Annotated in this window: 19 protein-coding genes and 1 pseudogene; 13 read left to right on the top strand and 7 right to left on the bottom strand. The window is 43.6% G+C overall.

The window, feature by feature from the left end:
* Window positions 1-12 precede the first annotated feature (12 nt).
* On the bottom strand, window positions 13-1,080 hold the full coding sequence (locus BLT07_RS12390; RefSeq protein WP_091869853.1) for a DUF3810 domain-containing protein: 1,068 nt from the start codon (window positions 1,078-1,080) through the stop codon (window positions 13-15).
* A gap of 100 nt (window positions 1,081-1,180) precedes the next feature.
* Here BLT07_RS12390 and BLT07_RS12385 point away from each other — a divergent pair, with 100 nt between their 5' ends.
* Window positions 1,181-2,641, top strand: a complete 1,461-nt coding sequence (locus tag BLT07_RS12385) for an aminoacyl-histidine dipeptidase (protein WP_091869144.1) — start codon at window positions 1,181-1,183, stop codon at window positions 2,639-2,641.
* Window positions 2,642-2,660: 19 nt separating this feature from the next.
* Window positions 2,661-2,822, top strand: a pseudogene (locus BLT07_RS12380) (CBS domain-containing protein); the annotation flags it as partial.
* Between the two features lie 47 nt (window positions 2,823-2,869).
* Here BLT07_RS12380 and BLT07_RS12375 read toward each other — a convergent pair.
* From BLT07_RS12375 to BLT07_RS12365, 3 genes are all read right to left on the bottom strand, one after another.
* Complete coding sequence (locus BLT07_RS12375; protein WP_091869142.1) at window positions 2,870-3,982, bottom strand: peptidylprolyl isomerase; 1,113 nt, start codon at window positions 3,980-3,982, stop codon at window positions 2,870-2,872.
* 170 nt (window positions 3,983-4,152) lie between these two features.
* The gene (gldI, locus tag BLT07_RS12370) at window positions 4,153-4,722 is read right to left on the bottom strand and encodes a gliding motility-associated peptidyl-prolyl isomerase GldI (protein ID WP_175455327.1); all 570 of its coding nucleotides are present in this window, start codon (window positions 4,720-4,722) and stop codon (window positions 4,153-4,155) included.
* Between the two features lie 151 nt (window positions 4,723-4,873).
* Window positions 4,874-5,899, bottom strand: coding sequence for a DHH family phosphoesterase (locus BLT07_RS12365; protein ID WP_091869140.1), 1,026 nt, complete (start codon window positions 5,897-5,899; stop codon window positions 4,874-4,876).
* 79 nt (window positions 5,900-5,978) lie between these two features.
* Here BLT07_RS12365 and BLT07_RS12360 point away from each other — a divergent pair, with 79 nt between their 5' ends.
* Window positions 5,979-6,398 (top strand): nucleoside-diphosphate kinase, encoded by a 420-nt coding sequence (locus BLT07_RS12360; protein ID WP_091869847.1) that lies wholly within the window; start codon window positions 5,979-5,981, stop codon window positions 6,396-6,398.
* Window positions 6,399-6,403: 5 nt separating this feature from the next.
* Here the strand turns inward: BLT07_RS12360 and BLT07_RS12355 are convergent, their stop codons facing one another.
* The 3 genes from BLT07_RS12355 to recF all read right to left on the bottom strand — a co-directional run bounded on the left by BLT07_RS12355 (window position 6,404) and on the right by recF (window position 8,370).
* The gene (locus tag BLT07_RS12355) at window positions 6,404-6,700 is read right to left on the bottom strand and encodes a DciA family protein (protein ID WP_091869138.1); all 297 of its coding nucleotides are present in this window, start codon (window positions 6,698-6,700) and stop codon (window positions 6,404-6,406) included.
* A gap of 29 nt (window positions 6,701-6,729) precedes the next feature.
* Window positions 6,730-7,149: a hypothetical protein gene (locus tag BLT07_RS12350; RefSeq protein ID WP_091869137.1), complete on the bottom strand. Its 420-nt coding sequence runs from the start codon at window positions 7,147-7,149 to the stop codon at window positions 6,730-6,732.
* A gap of 114 nt (window positions 7,150-7,263) precedes the next feature.
* Window positions 7,264-8,370 (bottom strand): DNA replication/repair protein RecF, encoded by a 1,107-nt coding sequence (recF, locus tag BLT07_RS12345; protein ID WP_091869135.1) that lies wholly within the window; start codon window positions 8,368-8,370, stop codon window positions 7,264-7,266.
* A gap of 306 nt (window positions 8,371-8,676) precedes the next feature.
* Here recF and BLT07_RS12340 point away from each other — a divergent pair, with 306 nt between their 5' ends.
* The 10 genes from BLT07_RS12340 to BLT07_RS12295 all read left to right on the top strand — a co-directional run bounded on the left by BLT07_RS12340 (window position 8,677) and on the right by BLT07_RS12295 (window position 19,248).
* Window positions 8,677-9,444 carry a tetratricopeptide repeat protein gene (locus BLT07_RS12340; RefSeq protein ID WP_091869134.1) on the top strand — a complete coding sequence of 256 codons (768 nt, stop codon included), beginning with the start codon at window positions 8,677-8,679 and terminating at the stop codon, window positions 9,442-9,444.
* A 65-nt stretch (window positions 9,445-9,509) separates the two neighbouring features.
* Complete coding sequence (ribH, locus tag BLT07_RS12335; protein ID WP_091869132.1) at window positions 9,510-9,992, top strand: 6,7-dimethyl-8-ribityllumazine synthase; 483 nt, start codon at window positions 9,510-9,512, stop codon at window positions 9,990-9,992.
* A gap of 184 nt (window positions 9,993-10,176) precedes the next feature.
* Complete coding sequence (locus tag BLT07_RS12330) at window positions 10,177-10,470, top strand: riboflavin synthase subunit beta (protein WP_317040761.1); 294 nt, start codon at window positions 10,177-10,179, stop codon at window positions 10,468-10,470.
* Complete coding sequence (gene mutL / locus BLT07_RS12325; RefSeq protein WP_091869129.1) at window positions 10,470-12,317, top strand: DNA mismatch repair endonuclease MutL; 1,848 nt, start codon at window positions 10,470-10,472, stop codon at window positions 12,315-12,317. The genes BLT07_RS12330 and mutL overlap by 1 nt, the downstream gene beginning before the upstream one ends.
* On the top strand, window positions 12,318-13,049 hold the full coding sequence (locus BLT07_RS12320; RefSeq protein WP_091869127.1) for a rhomboid family intramembrane serine protease: 732 nt from the start codon (window positions 12,318-12,320) through the stop codon (window positions 13,047-13,049). It abuts the gene before it with no gap.
* Between the two features lie 13 nt (window positions 13,050-13,062).
* On the top strand, window positions 13,063-13,950 hold the full coding sequence (locus BLT07_RS12315) for a rhomboid family protein (RefSeq protein ID WP_091869125.1): 888 nt from the start codon (window positions 13,063-13,065) through the stop codon (window positions 13,948-13,950).
* Window positions 13,951-14,332: 382 nt separating this feature from the next.
* Window positions 14,333-14,680, top strand: coding sequence for a hypothetical protein (locus BLT07_RS12310; protein ID WP_091869123.1), 348 nt, complete (start codon window positions 14,333-14,335; stop codon window positions 14,678-14,680).
* The gene (locus tag BLT07_RS12305) at window positions 14,677-16,701 is read left to right on the top strand and encodes a tetratricopeptide repeat protein (protein WP_091869121.1); all 2,025 of its coding nucleotides are present in this window, start codon (window positions 14,677-14,679) and stop codon (window positions 16,699-16,701) included. Before BLT07_RS12310 ends, BLT07_RS12305 begins: the two co-directional genes overlap by 4 nt.
* 46 nt (window positions 16,702-16,747) lie before the next feature.
* Entirely contained in the window at window positions 16,748-19,012 is a 2,265-nt protein-coding gene (locus BLT07_RS12300; RefSeq protein WP_091869119.1) for a caspase family protein, read from the top strand.
* Window positions 19,013-19,023: 11 nt separating this feature from the next.
* Window positions 19,024-19,248: a hypothetical protein gene (locus tag BLT07_RS12295; protein ID WP_091869117.1), complete on the top strand. Its 225-nt coding sequence runs from the start codon at window positions 19,024-19,026 to the stop codon at window positions 19,246-19,248.
* The last annotated feature ends 1 nt before the right edge of the window (window position 19,249 follow it).

The following is a 19,249-nucleotide window of genomic DNA, read 5'->3' as shown; positions in this document are numbered from 1 at the left end:
TGAACTTGAACTTTACACCGGATATTTCTCATGATACCCGACCATCAGTTCCACGATCTTACTATAACTCTTGATACCCTCCTTCTGTTGGTTCGCTTTTAGGAAGGTGCTGAAGATGGATTTAAAAATAGGTTCGAAGGGGTTGGCATAACTTAGATTGAATTCGTACAACTCCCTATAATTCTCTTGCACCCCGAAATTTACCTTGGCGAATAGCCCTTCGAACTTTTGCTCATCGGTTCTGCGGACCGCGGTAAGACAATGGCTTAGGGCGTAGGCCGTGGCGGAATACTGAAAATAGATATCCTCGGTTTTCAGGGTAACCAGATAACCGATAAAATTCGTCTCATTTTCTTTGGCATAGCCCACCTGGTGTCCGATTTCATGGGCGGTAACGACCGGCAGACGAAAGACCGGAGTCAGGCCGTTCACTTGGGCCTCGTTGGTAAAGGGGTTCAGATAGCCTCCGATACCCATGTAGCTGGCCAAGATGCCAAGGGTTGCTTTTTTAACGCTTGGATGGGAATAGGTTAGTAAAGGGAGTTCCTCTCCAATACGACTGTATTCTTCAACGGTTTTGTCGAAAATGGTGTTGCCATCATAGGGCACGTGCACCATTTCGGTGCTGTCCCCCGTTATTTCCAATTGCAGGCGATTGGTCTTTACAATCAATTTTTCCGTCAGGTCAATGACTTCGGAAGGGGTTACGCTGTCGCGGATGGCGAATTGCTCCGCTATCGGGATGCGGTAGTAATTGAGGGCCCAGACCAAATTGAAGGTAAAATAGAAAACGGAAAACACCAGTACAACGTTCCTAAGGAAAAGCCAAGGATGCTTTTTGATTTTTGTCCGATTTGTAAATAGGTACCGAACGGCCAATATGATCAACAACGTATAGAGCATCTCGCCGATAGAAAAGGGTATCCATCCAAAAAGTATCCTAAAAAATTGGCTGATAACCGGATAGATGCCGTTGCTGTAATAGGTTTCGACCAAATCGGGCCGACTGCCGAGCCATAGTACAAAAAGCAACTGGGGTATCAGGCTTAGCGCAATGCCATTCCTTAATTTGTCGTTCAAATCGATACGGATTAAAATTTCATCCTTTCGGGCATCAAAATTAACCAATAATACGCCATATCAATTTTTGACGGTGTATTTTTGAAAAAAACAACATTCCATGAACGAAGCGATACGAAAACTAAAGCCTACGGAGGTCTGGAACAAATTTGCCGACCTGAACGCCGTACCAAGACCCTCGAAAAAAGAAGAAAAGGTCATTCAATTTATGATGGACTTCGGAAAATCCCTCAAATTGGAAACCTTAAAGGATGCGGTAGGAAACGTCATCATCCGAAAACCGGCCAGCAAGGGTATGGACAATTGTAAGATGATTACCTTACAGTCTCACCTCGATATGGTACACCAGAAGAATGCGGACACGGAATTCGACTTCCAAACCCAAGGGATAAAAATGTTGGTGGACGGCGACTGGGTAATGGCAGACGGTACTACCCTTGGCGCGGATAACGGCATGGGTGTAGCGGCGATAATGGCCCTTTTGGAGAGTAAAGTCATCAAGCATCCTGCTTTGGAAGCCCTTTTTACGATTGACGAAGAAACGGGAATGACCGGGGCGATGGGGCTCGAAGGAGGCGTTCTTCAGGGGGAAATCCTCTTAAACCTCGACACCGAAGAAGATGATGAGCTCGACATCGGCTGCGCCGGTGGTATCGACGTGACCGCCACTAGAAGATACAACGGAAAACCGGTACCAAGAGCCGTTACTGCATATGAAATAAAAGTCAAGGGACTTCAAGGTGGGCATAGCGGTATTGACATCCACCGAGGGTTGGGCAATGCGAACAAAATCATGAACCGTTTGCTATACCACGCCTCCAACAATTTCATGATGCGCCTAGCGGAAATCGACGGAGGCGGACTCCGTAATGCGATTCCTCGTGAAAGCGTCGCCAAGCTGGTCGTTCTGAAATCCCAGATCGAGGAGTTCGAGACCGCAATGATGAAACTGGCGGTTACCATTAAGAAAGAGCTACAAAGCTTGGAGCCGACGCTGGCCATAACCCTCGAACAAACGTCTGCACCGAATATGATCATGGGTCTTGGCGCCCAAGAACGTTTGCTAAAGGGAATCTATGCGGCCCATAACGGTGTCTATGCCATGAATGCGACCATTCCCGATTTGGTCGAAACCTCGAACAATATTGCACGTGTAGCCGTCAGTGATGGGGCAATCCTCATCAATTGCCTGACCCGATCTTCAGTGGATTCGGCCAAAATGGACCTAGCCAATACCTTAAGATCCGCTTTCGAACTGGCACGTTGTGATGTCCAATTTAATGGTGAATATCCGGGTTGGACACCAAATCCCAATTCCTCGGTTTTGAAAATTGCAGAAGCCAAGTACAAAGAACTCTTTAAAGAAAATCCGAAAGTGGCCGCCTGCCATGCGGGATTGGAATGTGGTATATTGGGCCAAAACTATCCCGATTTGGATATGATTAGCTTTGGTCCCACTATTAACGGAGCCCACTCCCCCGACGAACGGGTCAGCATTTCGTCGGTACAGAAATTCTGGAAATTTTTGTTGGCAATTTTGGAAGATGCGCCGAAAAAGTGACCCTCCTGCCCAACTTGATATTGACGGCAACACGAACATTTTTGATGTCGCCAACAAATTTCTGAATGACAAGCGACGCCGATTTCCTATTTTGGAAGATGGCAAGTTGATCGGACAGATCTCACAGAAGGATATTCTAAAGGCTACCGTAAAAATGAGGTCACAGCGTTGGTGGAAGTAGCGGTCGAAAATTATCAATAACCTCTTACAACGTTTGATTCATACGCCCTATTCCGCGATACCGGTAATCTCTAAATCGAATACCAAATCGGAGTTTGGAGGGATTGGACCAGTTCCTTGGGAGCCATAACCTAGATGCGAAGGAATGAACAAACGTATCTTGTCACCAATTTTCATCTGTTGTAGCCCTTCTTTGAACCCGGCGATAAGCTGGGCATCTGGACTGTATTCCATCGGAATTGGCTGATAGCCTCCACCTTGCTTTCTACGGTCATCGAACATATTATACTTTTTGGCCACCGCTTCATAATTACTGTCAAAGAGCGACCCATCCTCTAAATAGCCGGCATAGAAAACGTTTACTTTTTGGCCGATTTTCGGTTTTTCCCCATTACCTTCCTCCAGTTTAAAAACTTTTAGACCCGACGGCAACGTCTCGGCCGTTTCCTTCTGCTCGGCAATCGTCGCGACAAAATCGGATTTCATTTTTTCAAAGGCCGCGATTCGGGCTTCTTCTTCCTTAAAATAATCGGAAAACACCTGAACCGCATCAAAATTTTTGGCCGCCTTTCCGTTGCGAACAATGGACACTTTTTCCATCTTAATATCGACCAAAGGTCTATCTTTTGTCATTTGTTCTTGGGAAGTCTCTACATTAGCAATGGAATCTACGACATCAAGACCTTCGACAACATGACCAAATACGGTATGTCTTCCATCTAAAAATGGGGTTGGTTTGTGGGTAATAAAGAATTGGCTTCCGTTCGTGGTCGGACCCGAATTGGCCATGGAGAGCGTGCCCTTTTTATCGTGTTTCAACGAATCGTTGAACTCGTCCATAAATTTATATCCGGGATTGCCCATCCCTGTTCCTGTCGGATCACCGGTCTGGATCATAAAATCTTTGATGACCCGGTGGAAGATGATTCCGTCATAGTATGGCTTTCCCTTTAAACTATCGGAAACGAAAGGACTCGTGCCTTCGGCCAAGGTAATAAAGTTGGCCACCGTAACGGGAGTCTTTTCGTATTCCAATTTTACGATGATATCTCCGTTCGTGGTCTGGATATCAGCGAACAATCCATCACCCAATTCGGCGTATTGGCTTTTGCAGCCGGTCAGGGCAATGGCGAGCGTCATTAAAAAATATACTTTTTTCATGTCTTGAATTTTAATTTTAATTTGAGGATGTACTGATTTGAAGCGATTGTGATTTAAAAACCTGCCTTTTAGACAAGAAAATTTAATAATTTGAAAACGAGATTATTGTCTACTTGCCGACTGTTCAATACCTACTGTTTACTTTGTCTTAAGTTATTGGTTTATTCTTACTACTGAACACTATCCCTATATTTTTCAATTTTTAAGATGGATAGGGTAGTTTTAATCGGAACGTTGACTCCAATTTTTTCGTCATCACCATGATACCCGTAAGCCAAGGATGATGGAAACAAAAATGTCGCCGTTTCACCTTCCTTTAACAACTTTACGCTATTTCGTAATCCAGGAAACAATTCCTGTTTGTCCACTTTATAGGTAACAACGCCGATATCATCCTTTGTGTATAGGGTATCGTTATTTAAACCGATCACATTGTAGGTCATGACCACCAGATCGTCAGGTCGGGGGTTATATTGCGCCGCTGCGTTTACGACGTCGAGACGATACCAGGACCCTGCGGCACTTTGCACGTATTCGTTGGCCGAATCTTTTTCAATGATTTCCTGAATCTTTTTTTCCTCCTTCGCCAAAAGCGCTTTGCTACGTTCGACGGATGCCTTAAAAAAACTACCTGATTTCACCTCCACCGGCCTACGTGGTTCGGGGCCGCCACAGCCGAGGAGAAAAAGCACCAGCAAGAGCAGTGAACCGGATTGTATTGTTTTATATGTTTGAAACATTATCCCTTTTAAAAAATTCCAAAATCCAAGCACCAAATTCCAAAATTTAGGTCGGCCTGAGGTTTACTGGTAAAAAGTTTAGTAGTTAATTTATAATTCTAAGTTTATACGACATAGTTTCGAACTGGTAATTTTTCCTATTTCCCAAAACTCAAATTGAAGGTCTTGCAAGTTCCACCGCATAATCTTCCAAAAGCGACTCAAAATGAGTAGCCGTTTCCGTCAACGATGTATTACTTTTACCACCAGCGGCATTGGTATGTCCCCCACCCTCAAAATGCCTTCGCGCAAACTCGTTGACCGAAAAATCCCCTACGGATCGGAAAGATATCTTGATGATGCCCTCTTCCCTATTTTCGATAAAAATCACGGCAAATATAATACCTTCGAGCGTAAGTCCATAATTCACAAAACCTTCGGTATCGCCTTTTTGGTATTTATGGGCGTCGAGTTCCTCTTGGCTTAGGGTGATATAGGCGGTCTGATAATCCTTCAAGATGACCATATTGTTCAACGCCGTACCCAAAAGATGAAGTCTGCCCGGTGTATTGGTATCGAAAACACGATGGTGTATCTCGGTACTTTCCGCTCCTTTTTCAATAAGCTGGGCGGCCACCCGGTGTGTTTTAGCGGTGGTGGACGAAAATTTAAAGGAACCCGTATCGGTCATGATACCCGTATATAGACAACTTGCCATTTCAGGAGTGATCGACTCCGCATCGCCCAGATATTCGATAAAATTATAGACCATTTCACAAGTGGAGCTCATCGTTACATCGGAGTACATGATCTCTGCATAATCAGAAGGCTCTTGATGATGGTCGATCATGACAAAAGGTACCGTTAACTTTCCAAGAGGCTCTTCCATTTGTCCGATTCTTCCAAGATGGTTGAAATCCAGCGTAAAGATTAACGTGGCGGCTTCAATCTTGGACTTGGCTTGGGAGTTTTCCCTTTCGAAATTAAGGATTTGGTCGTTGCCGGACATCCATTTTAAGAATTTGGGATAGTCGTTCGGTACGATAACGGTTGCTTCATGACCTCTATACTTCAAATAATGCCATAGGGCCAAGGTCGAGCCAATAGCGTCACCATCTGGATTCTTATGGGGTATGATTACGATTTTTTGCGGTTCGGAAAGTAGATTTTTTACCGCTTGGATGTCTTCAAAATTCATGCGGGCAAAGATAGGGTTTTAAAACTTTTATACATTGTCGATTACCGAAGAAAGCGTACTTTTGCCAAAATTTCGAAAAATGACCACACACAGAACTTTTACGATGATAAAGCCCGATGCGGTAGAAAATGGACATATTGGTGGTATCCTGGAAAAGATAACTTCCGCAGGCTTTACCATTGTCGCCATGAAATACACGCAGTTGAGCAAGCGGGATGCCCAAGCATTCTATGCGATTCACAAAGAGCGGCCGTTCTTTGATGAGCTGGTAGATTTTATGACCCGTGGCCCCATTGTTTCTGCAATTCTTGAAAAGGAAAATGCCGTGGAGGATTTTCGAGCCTTGATCGGAGCAACGAATCCAGAGGATGCCGCCGAGGGAACCATCCGTAAATTATATGCAACGGATATTGCCGAGAACGCAGTACATGGTTCCGATAGTGATGAAAATGCCGCTATCGAAGGGGCGTTTCATTTTTCGGGAAGGGAGATCTATTAAGCCCCTCAACGCAGTACTAACTTTTTCACCAAATCTCGGCCGAGTTCTTCGTTGAGCATGGTGATGATTTTTGATTTTCCTAAACTGAGCTCCTCGCGGAGCACCGAAGAGGATAGGGATACGAAAAGGGTATCGCTGCGCAGTTCGACGGCAGTGGTGTAGTTGCTTACTCCATTGCCCATTAGATTCGACCAGGCTTCGCGGACATCAACCTTGTCCATACCTTTTTGTAGCTGGTTTTCTTTGATAAATTCCTGTAAGGCCTCGCCCATATTCAGGTTGTCGTTTTTTCTTTTTGCCATTTTGGATTGTAGGTTGAAGGGTAACAGTTCTATTTTTCAATCGAAATCGGTTCAAAACGTTTGTAATCGTATTGAAAACCTTCTGCATTGACCACGGAAAACGTATCGGTATCAAGGGCTACCAATTTTTCGGACCATTCGCTGAGTTCCGTTTTGTAGTTGATGGTAAAACTTCCATCAGTTTCCAAAATTGTAAAGGTCTCGGCGTCATCCGACGTTTGATAGGTGCCATCGAATTTCGGACTCACTTTTTTTCGTAATCCCTCCAAGCCTTCCAATTGTATATAATCGACCGTAGTGCTGACTTTGTACTCTTTGGTGTTACCATCCGGAAAAACTACTTGCTCTATTTCCCAATATCCGTTGAGCTGGGTTAGGTCTTCTTTGGATACGCCGCTGGAACATCCGAAGAAAATAAAAAGATATCCTATTACAATAATTTTATGCATGTCCAAATTCCTTTTTAGAAGGCTAAGTGCTTTTCGCGCCACGCCATACGCCCTAAAAGTTTGAGCAATAATCGGTTAGCGGTTAGCGGTTAGCGGTTAGCGGTTAGCGTAATTTCATTTCTCAATCTTTTGATTCTCCAATCCCAATCTGAAAATTTTGTAGGACTGATGGATTTGTTTCACCACTGTTTCCGTACGTTCGGCGTGGGTGTCGCTGATAAAAATCTGTCCGAAATTCTCGTTGTTGACCAATGATACGATATGAGCGACCCTATGCTCGTCCAACTTATCGAAAATATCATCCAAAAGCAAGATCGGGGTTGTTTTCGACTGTTCTTTGATAAACTGGAACTGCGCGAACTTCAGCGCAATCAAAAAAGATTTCTGTTGCCCCTGGCTCCCAAATTTTTTAATGGGGTGGCCCGCTATCTCAAACCCCAGATCATCTTTATGTATACCGACAGAGGTGTACTGCAAGGCCCTATCCTTCTCAATATTATTTTTCAACAGATCAAGAAGTCCCTCTTCACCTAGCTTACTATCATATAGGAGCGAAACTTCTTCGTTACCGCCTGAAATCGCAATATATTGCGCCTTAAAAATAGGGATAAACGCCTCAAGAAATTCCACACGTTTGTTAAAAATATCGGTGCCGTAGCCATTTAGCTGTTCGTTATAAACGGATAAGGTCGCCGCGTCGTAGGTATGGTTTGCGGCGAAGTATTTCAACAACGAGTTCCGTTGCGCAAGAATCTTGTTATACTTCATGAGATCCTGCAGATAAATTTGGTCGGATTGGGCGATAACCCCATCCATAAACTTGCGACGCGTTTCGCTGCCTTCGATAATCAGGTCCCGGTCCGCCGGGGATATGATAACTAATGGAAGTAACCCGATGTGGTCGGACAGTCGATCATAGATTTTTCCGTTACGTTTTATGATTTTCTTTGTTCCCCGTTTAAGACTACAAACGATTCTTTCATCCCGATCGTTCTTTTCGAATTCCCCATCGATTACGAAGAAATCCTCCTCATGTTTTATGTTCTGCGTTGAAATGGGATTGAAATAGCCCTTTCCGAAGCATAGATGGTAAATGGCGTCAAGCACATTGGTCTTGCCGATACCGTTCGGGCCAACGATACAGTTTATCTTGTTATCGAACGTAAAGTCTTGGGATTCGAAATTTTTATAGTTTAATAGGGACAATCGTTTTAAAAACATCGTGGTTTGCTATGGGATTTTGACTTTGAAGTCAGTTTAAACTGTATGACTACTTTTCTGACGCGTAAGGCTAAACGACCTAAGACGCAAGACTTTTTTATATAGGCCACTAAAATTTTGCGTGCTGCCGGCAATAGCGTGTATTAAGCCATGACATCGCATTTCGGTAGCTGTAAAAAAATGGGTTTGTCGATAAAACCAGGATGATAATTTTCACGACAATCGCAAATCCCCAAAAATAACGAATAAATACCCTTTCGGTTTTCGATAAAAACTTTATTTTTGCGCGACTTTAAGAAAACGACCATGGCCACATTTAAGAAAAGGGGATTCAAACCAAAGAACAAGGAAGAGGAACAGGAACGTTTGGAGCACGACAGTGCCACTGCCGAGGTTTTCAGCTCGCTTGACGAAGGGGCATCGAGAACGGAGGCCTGGGTCTCGAAAAACCAAAACTATATTTTGGGCCTTATCGGGGTAGTCGCCGTGGGAGTGCTGGGCTATCTGGCCTATGTGCAATTTGTCGAAAAACCCAAGGAAACCAGCGCATCCAACGAAATGTACTATCCGCAGCAGTATTTTGATCAGGCATTGATCAATACGGCCGCAAAAGATTCCCTTTACAACCTCGCCTTGAACGGCGGCGAAGGCAAATATGGATTTTTGGATATCATTGACGAATACAGTGGCACCCGGGCAGCCAACCTGGCCAATTATTCCGCAGGAATGTCGTATCTGAACTTACAAAAATATCAGGAAGCCATATCCCACTTGGAAAAATTCAGCTCTGAAGATGCTATTTTAGGCGCTATGGCCAAAGGAGGAATCGGAGATGCCTTTATGCAGCTCGGCCAACCCGATGATGCCTTGGGCTACTACGAGAGCGCTTTTAATCACAGTGATAACGAGTATACCGCGCCTAAATATCTGTACAAGGCAGGGATTACCGCGCTGGAACTCAACCAAAACGACAAAGCCCTAAAATTCTTTCAAAGGATAAAAGAGGAGTACGCCGACTCGGAGGCTGCCAGAAACATTGATGCCTTTATCGGAATGGCAGAAGGTGGGGTTTGAAATCCCGAATTCCAAATTGTTCACGTCGAGCGCACCGTCGAAGCGCAAAATTTAAAAACTGACCCATGGCTACGGCTGCTAAAAATCTTTCCGCTTACGACAAATCGACTATTCCGAATGCTAAAAATTTTCTTTTCGGCATAGTGGTCTCCGAGTGGAATTCTGAAATCACGGAAGGATTGTATTCGGGCGCCCATGAAGCTTTGTTGGATTGTGGTGCTTTGGAAAAAAATATCCTCCGTTGGAACGTGCCCGGCAGTTTTGAACTGACTTTTGGCTGTAAAAAGATGATGACTTCCCAAAAGGTGGATGCCGTTATCGCCATTGGTAGTGTTATCCAAGGGGAAACCAAACACTTCGATTTCGTATGCGGTGCGACCGCACAAGGCATAATGGACCTCAACGTCAACGGCGAGATACCTGTTATTTTTTGTGTGCTTACCGACAACAATCTTCAGCAAGCTCAAGAACGAAGCGGTGGAAAACATGGTAACAAAGGCACTGAAGCGGCAATTGCGGCGATTAAAATGGTAACCTTGGGGATTTAAATCCAAAACCCATTCCTCCCGAAATTTTGAGACCATCAACATTCTCGTTAGCAAACGGCAGCGAGCAACTAAAACCACCATTTGTACTACTTGAGGAGCCGCCCTGCAAAAAAAAGGTTAACAAATTTTGGCACTGACTTTACGGCATATTTTTTGATTTTGAGTAACTTTGAAAATCATGGGTATGCTCAGTAAATTCACACGATTAAAGAACAGTAAGAAGTTCGATTACCAGCCGCGTTATTTCGATGACGAGGGCAAGGGCAATCCGTTTAAAATGGAGCCTAAATTTGACAAATACCGGAGCACCGTCAATTCCCCAAGGGGTTTAAAAGGTAAGTTCGGCAGCGCCATGTCCGATGTGCGCCAACAAGGCGATCGCAACCTTAAAAAACGGATGGTCATTATTATTGCGGTACTTGTTTTTATTGCACTCTACATATTAGATTTTGACCTATCCATATTCCTTTCGAAATAATGGCAGATATCATCCAACTCTTGCCGGACCATGTGGCTAATCAGATAGCAGCGGGTGAAGTGGTACAACGGCCTGCATCGGTTGTCAAGGAACTTCTTGAAAATGCCCTGGATGCGGGTGCCGCTTGCATAAAGCTCATCATCAAAGATGGTGGTAAAGTCTTGATTCAGGTCGTTGACGATGGTCTGGGAATGAGCGCCACAGACGCGCGGTTGAGCTTTTCGCGTCACGCTACCTCCAAAATTAAAAAGGCGGAGGATCTTTTTAATTTGCACACCAAAGGGTTCCGCGGGGAAGCCTTGGCCTCTATCGCCGCTATCGCCCATGTCGAGATGCAGACCAAACCCGATACCGAAGAGCTTGGCACCCATCTTCGGATAGAAGGTAGTGAAATAGTTTTTCAAGAAACTGCCGTAACGCCAAAAGGAACGTCGATTGCGGTGAAAAATCTTTTTTTCAATATTCCCGCACGCCGGAATTTTCTCAAATCGAACCACGTCGAACTTCGGCATATAACCGACGAATTTCATAGGGTGGCACTGGCCCACCCCGATGTGGCTTTTCATTTTTACCACAACGGCAGCGAACTTTTCAATTTGCCGGCGGACAATCATCGAAAACGTATCGTTACTATTTTCGGAACCCGAGCCAACCAAAAATTGGTTCCCGTGGAAGAAGAAACGCCTATTGTAAAGATAAAGGGCTTTATTACGAAACCCGAATTTGCCAAAAAAAGCCGCGGAGAGCAATTCTTTTTTGTCAACCATCGGTTTATCAAGAGTCCATATCTGCACCATGCGGTTGTCGCCGCTTTTGAGGGACTGATAAAATCGGATACCTATCCTGGTTATTTTCTGTATCTCGAGGTGAATCCGGCGTCACTGGATATTAATATCCATCCAACTAAAACAGAGGTAAAATTCGACGACGAGCATAGTCTTTACGCTATCCTACGCTCCACCATCAAACACAGCCTAGGCCAGTTCAATGTGGCACCGGCGCTTGATTTTGATCAGGATCCGAACTTGCAAACACCGTACGGTTTCAGGAACAGATCGGCCATCATACCCCAAGTCACCGTTGATGCGGGGTTCAATCCGTTTCAAGAGAAGCAGCAAGGCGGTTTTACAGCACAAACTTTCAAAAAGCAAAGCGCCAACTGGGAAAATGGCTACATCGGTATGGAATCCAAATTGGGCAACGACAGTAATGGTGGCAGTATCAGCTACGAATCCGATACCATTACCGGAACTATTTTCGAAGGTGAAAAAGAAGCACAGGAGACCGTTACGACCACGTTTCAAATCCGCAGAAAATATATAGTGACCACCATCAAGTCAGGTATGGTGGTCATCGATCAGAGCCGGGCGCATCAGCGGGTGCTTTATGAACGGTTTTTGAAAAACAGTACGATCAAAGAAGCCATAAGCCAACAATTACTATTTCCGTTGACACTTACTTTTTCAAATTCGGAAATCGGCGCATTACAAGAAATCGAGGACATACTGGTCTCGGTGGGCTTTATTTTTGAAAAAATCGAAGGAGAATCCATTACCGTAAGCGGTGTACCTTTACTAGTGGCCGAAAGCGAGGTTGGCATGGTGTTGGATCAGTTGATTTCCGACTATCAGCAAGAAGTAATCGGCGAGAGTTTCTCGCATACCGATATGTTGTCGAAAACTTTGGCAAAAACGCTATCGGTAAAGACTGGGGAAATATTGGATCGACAATCGCAATTGGCCTTGGTTAACGACCTTTTTGCCTGTACCGAATCCATGATCAGCCCTTTCAACAAACCCGTATATATTACTATTACGGAAAACGATATCGATAAAAAATTTATATAAATGGGAAGATTGACCGATGCCGTAAAGCATTTGCTGATTATAAATGTAATAGTTTTTGTGGCTTCACAAATCTATCCTCAAATGTTTACCTGGTTCTCGCTTTATTACCCCGAGAACCCGAATTTTGAGTGGTGGCAGATCATTACGCATATGTTCATGCATGGCGGGTTTTTCCACATTGCGTTCAATATGTATGCCCTTTGGGCTTTCGGCACACCCTTGGAACAGATGTGGGGCCGCAATAAGTTTTTGTTCTTTTATTTTTCGGCTGGAATCGGGGCGGCCCTGTTGCATAGTGGTGTGAATTACTACGTGTTTCACGATAGTTTACAGGCCTTGGTCGGTCAAGGTGTCGATGAAAATCAGGTTATGGAAATTATCGCAGGCGGACAATATAGTCCCGCTTGGAACGATTTAATCGGAGCGGATAAGGTGAACAGCCTTCTAAGCGCCTTTAATACCCCGGCTGTCGGTGCGTCAGGTGCGATTTACGGAATTCTGGTCGCGTTCGCTTTTGCCTTTTCCGAAGCGGAACTTATGCTTATCTTTCTACCGATTCCCATAAAGGCCAAATATTTCGTGCCCTTGTTGATTGCGGGCGACCTGATTTTCGGTTTTACGGGTGCCTCTACCGGCATTGCCCATTTTGCGCATATTGGCGGTGCTATCGCAGGATTTATTATGATGTGGTACTGGAAAAAGAATGATTTCAATAATAAGAGGTGGAATTAACAGGATATTTGGGATGAAAGGAGGAGAACTAAGATATCATTATGCAAGGCTGAGCGTTGCCGAAAAGCTGATTGCGATTAACGTAATCGTCTTTATCGTGATGTGGCTTATTACCGCCTTGATAGGTCCCAACATCGAAAACTGGTTCGCGTTGCCTCAGGATTTTTTTGATTTTCTCGTTCAGCCTTGGTCCATCGTCACCTATTCCTTTTTACATGCCGACTTTTTTCATATTCTTTGGAACATGTATATTCTTTACGTCGCCGGACGCATTATGCTCAATCTTTTTGATGGTAAACGGTTTTTGAACGTCTACTTTTTGGGCGTGATTTTAGGGGGACTTCTATTTCTATTCAGCTACAATATTTTTCCCTCGCTTATTGGACTAAATACCTCCCTAGTTGGGGCATCGGCCGGGGTCATGGCTGTGCTGATCTTTATATGCACCTATATCCCTAATCAAGAGGTACGTATTATTTTTTTCAACGTCAAACTATGGCAGGTCGGGATTTTCGTGGTATTGATGGATTTGATAAAAATTCCCATGGGCGGCAACCTCGGGGGACATCTCGCCCATTTAGGGGGTGCTTTCTTAGGATATGTCTATGCCAAACAATTATACAAGGGTACGGATATCGGAGAGGGATTCTCGAAATTGATGGACAGTATTGCGGACCTTTTCAAGAAAAGCAGTGCGACCGTCGGCAATGGTAGGAAGAAAGCGCCAATGAAAACCGTCTATCGCAAGCAACAATCTTCCTCTGGCTCGAAGTCCAGCCCTCCCAAGGATAACCACCAACAAAAAATAGATGCCATACTTGATAAAATAAGTAAATCTGGCTACGAAAGCCTTTCCAAATCGGAAAAAGATTATCTTTTTAAGGCGGGGAAAGAGGATTAGGCCGGTAAACGGCAAATCCCAAAATTAAGTGAATCATTGCATCTACATCCAAAAAGCCCGGAAGCCTGCGAGCCATGCGATAACAAGTAATTACTATAATCTATACCGTTCTCCCATAACCTTGATTATTTATGGTTTTATAAACAATTTATGGCTAAATACCGGTTGGGTTCAGCATCCCCCAATTTGCTTAAAAGGAATGGAATAGGATAAGAAACCAAAAGTCACATGACCTTACACCAAATATATTTGCATGGTTTTGGGAAAAACCCACATTGGTACGCTTTGATGTGTTCCAAACGAACTTAAAATTGGACCCGAGAAATATTTAATCATTAAAATTACCCCGCAGCGGAGGCGTTAGAGGAAAGTTTGAAAACGGATGGCTTTCATCCAACGCTCTTCCGTTAAATACCTCGTCGGTTGTCCTTCGAGAATCAATTATTTGGGCTTAGGCCCTGTTTTCGATTTGATGGCTGGTCCTGTTTTCGATTTGATGGCTGGTCCTGTTTTCGATTTGATGGCTGGTCCTGTTTTGGATTTGATGGCAGGCCCTGTTTTCGATTTGATGGCTGGACCTGACTTTGATGTGATACCTGATTTGGGTGTTTCTGGCTTGGACATGACGGACGGTTTTAAAATTTCTTTCACTATATTAGTAAAAAATACGCGACAAACCAAAAATAAGTCGGCTAATCAATGTATTAACGACTTTTTACTACCACCATGAAATTCAAAAAATTTATCGATGAGTGCCGTTCAAAAGGTGTTTTAAGGTATCTTTCCGTTTACATTGTCTCGAGTTGGGTCCTTTTACAAGTGGTCGCACTTATCGCCGAACCTTTGGGTTTTTCGCAATCCGTTGTGGCCTACATCCTTCTTGTCTTGTTAGTTGGCTTTCCCTTATACATTTATTCCGTATGGAAGTATCAATTGGTTGACACTGTCGAAAAAAAACCGCTGCTAGACCAAACGGGAACACCGGTGCCCGGCAAATTCACTAAAAGTCCCTTTCAAAAGGCGTACTTTACTTTTTTATCCATAATTACCGTAATTGCCCTGGGGGTTATCCTTTTTATCGTACGAAGAAACTTCCCCGAAAAGAGCGCTGTATTGGCAGTTGAAACCGGCGTTACACCTACCAAGACATCGGGTGATAAAATAGCGGTTTTGGAGTTTGACAATAATACAGGCAACGCGGAATACGACATTGCCGGCAAAATGGCAGTAGATTGGATTATCCATGGAATTACCCAAAACAAGTTCGGCCAGGTTATTTCTCCCGAGATTATCGCTGATTATTCCAAAATTCTGAAGTCCTCCGTAGTTTCTACAGGTGGGAATACTTTAGTAACCGATTACTTAAAACCTGCAAAGATTATTGATGGCGAGTTTTTTTTGAACAAAAATCGCCTTTTGTTCCAATGTTCCATCCGGGATGAAGTTATGGATAAAACCTTAATTTCCTTTAAACCGGTAGACTGTGACCCTAATTCTCCCCTAGAATGCATCGAGGCTTTAAGGGAACGTATTTTGGGCTATCTTGCCACAGAAGGCAACGGAAAAATCAGCCTACAAGGTACCCCACCTAGTTTTGAAGCGTACCGATATCTTGAAAATGCAAAGCATCAGGCCAACAATAAAAATTATAAGGAATACTTAAAATTGCTTGATAGGGCCATTGTAGCCGATAGTACCTTTTTTGAACCAAGGCTTTATAAGTTTATGTACTATTATAATTCGCAACAATATGAGATGGCCGATTCCTTGTTAAACAGGCTCAATGTAAAGGCCGATTTGGACGAGCGACAACAAAACATTCTGAATCTTTATGCCGCCTTATTGGAAGCGGATTATAAAATGGCCTACGAATACCAACAGAAAGAGTATAATATTACACCATTTCACCTAGAAACCAATTCCAGTATGATGACTTTGTCACTACAATTGGTAAACAAACCCGAGGCCGTCGACTCCATCTATCGCGAAATCGATATGCAAGAAGGCATGCTTCAACGTTGTGCTATATGCCCTGAACGCCTCAAAATTATGGCCTTAGCGGATATTGAACTGCAAGAATATGACCAAGCTATAAACCTATTGAAAGAGTTCTCCAATCTGAAGGGGTACGCCATGCTCAAAAAAGTCATATTGAGGGCATATATAAAATCCGACAACTTGGAGGCTGCTAAAAAAATACTTTCTGATATCACCCTTACCAATCCCCAGGAATGGATGGATATCTATTTGTTCGCATCCAAGGAATTCTTAATTCGTGACAATAAGGAATTGGCAAATCCATATCTGGACAAGATTATCGATGCCATTGTTTCTACCGGCAATACGGATACTAAGGAAAAACAAATAGTATTGGCGGAAGTGCTGTTTCTTAAGGAAAACTATCCTGAAGCGGAAGCGGTTCTTAACGAATTACTTGAACTAGACCCATCATTAATACCGCAAAACGCACTATTGGGCGTCGTATATCAAAGAAATGGTAAACCTGCTGAAGCGGAAAATCAAATTAAACATTTGCAAGGGCTAAAATCGAAATATCAGTATGGAAGCGTTCCTTATGCCCTAGCTCAGTATTATGCCGCCATTGGCAAGGATGCAGATGCCATGGACTACCTAGCTATGGCCGTTGCGGAAGGACATTGGTATGAAACTTCCTCCTTTCAAAACGACCCATTTTTTAAAGCCTATCTCAAAACCGACGGATTCCAACGCGTTTTAAAGTTTTGGCATTAACAACGATACGAATTGAATAACAGTCCCCCCTGATAAAATAGATATAATGAGCAAATTAGAAAAAGCCTATGCACTCCTTATAGGCATAGCTTACGAGGACGGGCTAAATACCATCGGGGATGCCGAAGATATTGCCACAATCCTAACAGATGAAACCATTTGTGGCTATCCCTTTGAAAATGTGCTGCTGCTTACCGGTAAGAAAGCGGACAGAAATGGGATTCTCAACGCCTTTAAAACACTTCAAGAGAAAACGGACGAGCATTCTTCCGTATTCATATTTTATTCCGGTCACGGGGGCGTTTTCGAAGAAACGTTTCATTTTGTGCCCCACGGAATGAAAGACGGTATGACCGAAGAAGAATATAAGGCCGCATGGGTAACCGCCGATGAAATTAAGGAAAGTATAAATGCCCTACAGACCAAAAGGCTTATTTTCTTTTTGGACTGCTGTCATGCTACCGGAATTGCTAAAAGTGGGATATCGGCAAATCGGAATGCTGGGGCTACTTCTGTTGAAGAGAAACAAGATACCTCTCAAAAGTTTACGAAAGCGGAAGGCCTGGCCCAAAAAATCGATAATGAAAGAGGCATTTCAATCGTAGCCTCGTGCAAGGAAGACCAAGAATCATATCAATTGGGGGACGATAGAAATAGTTTATTTACCAAGTACTTACTACAAGCCCTAAACGGCCATCATCAAACCCATTTTGAAGAACCCTATGTTCGCATATTAGAAGTGGCGGGGTATTTGTTACGCATCATTCCCCAGACCATCAAAGATGTGGCGGCACAACAGGATCCACCCTTGACCATCAAACAAGAGCCCTATGTGAACTTGGAAATGTACGACAACTTCATCCTCAGTCAAGTTCCCGAGAAATTGCGCAAGCGACTCGAATTGGATGAACTGCAAGCATCCCAGATTGAAAATAGCAAAGGTGCCCCCGAAGCCAAAACTATTTTTCGGGAGTCCCCAGATGCCAATAATCTGCTTTTGTTTATACACGGTTTTACCGGAGAAGCTAGTGCCACTTTTGGCGATATCCCCGAAATGCTCATCAACGACCCTAAAATGAATGGATGGGATATGAAACCCTTTGGATATTCACAATATGTAACCCCTGAAATGGGCAAGGATGTCTGGGCTGGTATCGAAGATGTTGATAGGATTGCAAATAACCTCTGTACCTCGGTGAAATATAAGTACGATAAATACGACCGAATAGCTATCGTAGCCCATAGTCTCGGAGGGCTGATCGCCCAAAGGGCCATTCTTGATTTCAAGAAAGAATATCGAACTAAAATTTCACATTTAATTTTACTGGGCACACCGAGTGCCGGTATTTCGCCTCTAAAGCTTAAAAAGATATGGAACGGTAAGTATAACGAGATGAGTAGTGAGGGCCATTTTATCAGGACATTACGAAAGGATTGGAACGAACTTTTCCAAAAGGAATATCCCTTTACCTTAAAAGTTGTGGCGGCCATAGACGATGAGTTCGTGGATATGGATTCATGCTATGGCCCGTTTGAAAGCGAACATCATATTGCTATCGAGGGCAATCATTTTTCCATGGTGAAACCCAAAACAGAAAATGATGACGGCTATATCCTTATCCAAAGCACATTGACCAATTCTGAGTTTTACCAACAATACACCAATAGCGAAGAAGTAAATATCGCACTTGGCAAGTACGATAAGGTGGTAAAAAAATTATTGCCGGAAAAGGACAGACTGGATCAAAAAGGCTTGAAGCAGCTTATCTTCGGCTTGGAAGGTTTGGATAGAAGGGATGAAGCGTTCCAAATTTTAAATGAACATCCGAAAGCTCAGGTAGACACCGATTTAATGGGGATTATCGGGGGCAGATATAAACGGGCCTATTTGAAGTTTCCTTCCAAGAACGATGGGGAAGCGGCCTTTGTCTATTACGAACTGGCACTGGAGCAATCGACTGCAAAAGAAAACTACGACCAGATGTACTATCATGCCATTAACCTTGCATTTCTCAGCATCGTCGTTGAAAACGATAAAGAAAAAATGCGCCACTATGCCAACATCGCTCTTGATGCTTGCGAAAAGTGCGGAGATAATCTATGGAAATTTGCAACCTTGGCAGAAGCTAATATGTATCTGGGCCAATTGGATCTGGCAAAGAAGTTTTATAAAAAAGCTGCAGATATAGCGGGTATTCGCGAAAAAATCTCTATCCACTTAAATGCATACGCGGGGTACACCTCCTTGATGCAAACCAACTCCCTAAAAGATGATTTTATTCAATTCTTACATGAAAAGTTTTTATCCTAACACCCTGTTCCATGAAAGAATTCAAGGCAAATCGAATACCGGAATTAGCGTTTAAGGAGGCCATTAAAAAACCCTTGCGCGTAAAATGCGTGCAGATCAAGGAGCCCTTTACCATCGAAACTCTCGAAGGAACCTTAAAAGGTAAAGCCGGTGACTGGCTTATGGTCGGGATTGAAGGGGAAATGTGGGCCATCGATAACGACATTTTCAAAAAGACCTACGACCTATGTTCGTAAT

The organism is Pricia antarctica (genome assembly GCF_900101815.1).
Taxonomy (GTDB): Bacteria; Bacteroidota; Bacteroidia; order Flavobacteriales; family Flavobacteriaceae; genus Pricia; species Pricia antarctica.
The sequence above is the reverse complement of the archived record's forward strand: the minus strand, read 5'-3'. Positions and strand labels throughout refer to the sequence as shown.

Excerpts from the sequence above, each read along its gene's own strand:
- BLT07_RS12385 (WP_091869144.1), top strand. The coding sequence starts at position 1,181 with ATGAACGAAGCGATACGAAAACTAAAGCCTACGGAGGTCTGGAACAAA.
- BLT07_RS12375 (WP_091869142.1), bottom strand. The coding sequence starts at position 3,982 with ATGAAAAAAGTATATTTTTTAATGACGCTCGCCATTGCCCTGACCGGC.
- gldI (WP_175455327.1), bottom strand. The coding sequence starts at position 4,722 with ATGTTTCAAACATATAAAACAATACAATCCGGTTCACTGCTCTTGCTG.
- BLT07_RS12365 (WP_091869140.1), bottom strand. The coding sequence starts at position 5,899 with ATGAATTTTGAAGACATCCAAGCGGTAAAAAATCTACTTTCCGAACCG.
- BLT07_RS12360 (WP_091869847.1), top strand. The coding sequence starts at position 5,979 with ATGACCACACACAGAACTTTTACGATGATAAAGCCCGATGCGGTAGAA.
- BLT07_RS12355 (WP_091869138.1), bottom strand. The coding sequence starts at position 6,700 with ATGGCAAAAAGAAAAAACGACAACCTGAATATGGGCGAGGCCTTACAG.
- BLT07_RS12350 (WP_091869137.1), bottom strand. The coding sequence starts at position 7,149 with ATGCATAAAATTATTGTAATAGGATATCTTTTTATTTTCTTCGGATGT.
- recF (WP_091869135.1), bottom strand. The coding sequence starts at position 8,370 with ATGTTTTTAAAACGATTGTCCCTATTAAACTATAAAAATTTCGAATCC.
- BLT07_RS12340 (WP_091869134.1), top strand. The coding sequence starts at position 8,677 with ATGGCCACATTTAAGAAAAGGGGATTCAAACCAAAGAACAAGGAAGAG.
- ribH (WP_091869132.1), top strand. The coding sequence starts at position 9,510 with ATGGCTACGGCTGCTAAAAATCTTTCCGCTTACGACAAATCGACTATT.
- BLT07_RS12330 (WP_317040761.1), top strand. The coding sequence starts at position 10,177 with ATGCTCAGTAAATTCACACGATTAAAGAACAGTAAGAAGTTCGATTAC.
- mutL (WP_091869129.1), top strand. The coding sequence starts at position 10,470 with ATGGCAGATATCATCCAACTCTTGCCGGACCATGTGGCTAATCAGATA.
- BLT07_RS12320 (WP_091869127.1), top strand. The coding sequence starts at position 12,318 with ATGGGAAGATTGACCGATGCCGTAAAGCATTTGCTGATTATAAATGTA.
- BLT07_RS12315 (WP_091869125.1), top strand. The coding sequence starts at position 13,063 with ATGAAAGGAGGAGAACTAAGATATCATTATGCAAGGCTGAGCGTTGCC.
- BLT07_RS12310 (WP_091869123.1), top strand. The coding sequence starts at position 14,333 with ATGGCTTTCATCCAACGCTCTTCCGTTAAATACCTCGTCGGTTGTCCT.
- BLT07_RS12305 (WP_091869121.1), top strand. The coding sequence starts at position 14,677 with ATGAAATTCAAAAAATTTATCGATGAGTGCCGTTCAAAAGGTGTTTTA.
- BLT07_RS12300 (WP_091869119.1), top strand. The coding sequence starts at position 16,748 with ATGAGCAAATTAGAAAAAGCCTATGCACTCCTTATAGGCATAGCTTAC.
- BLT07_RS12295 (WP_091869117.1), top strand. The coding sequence starts at position 19,024 with ATGAAAGAATTCAAGGCAAATCGAATACCGGAATTAGCGTTTAAGGAG.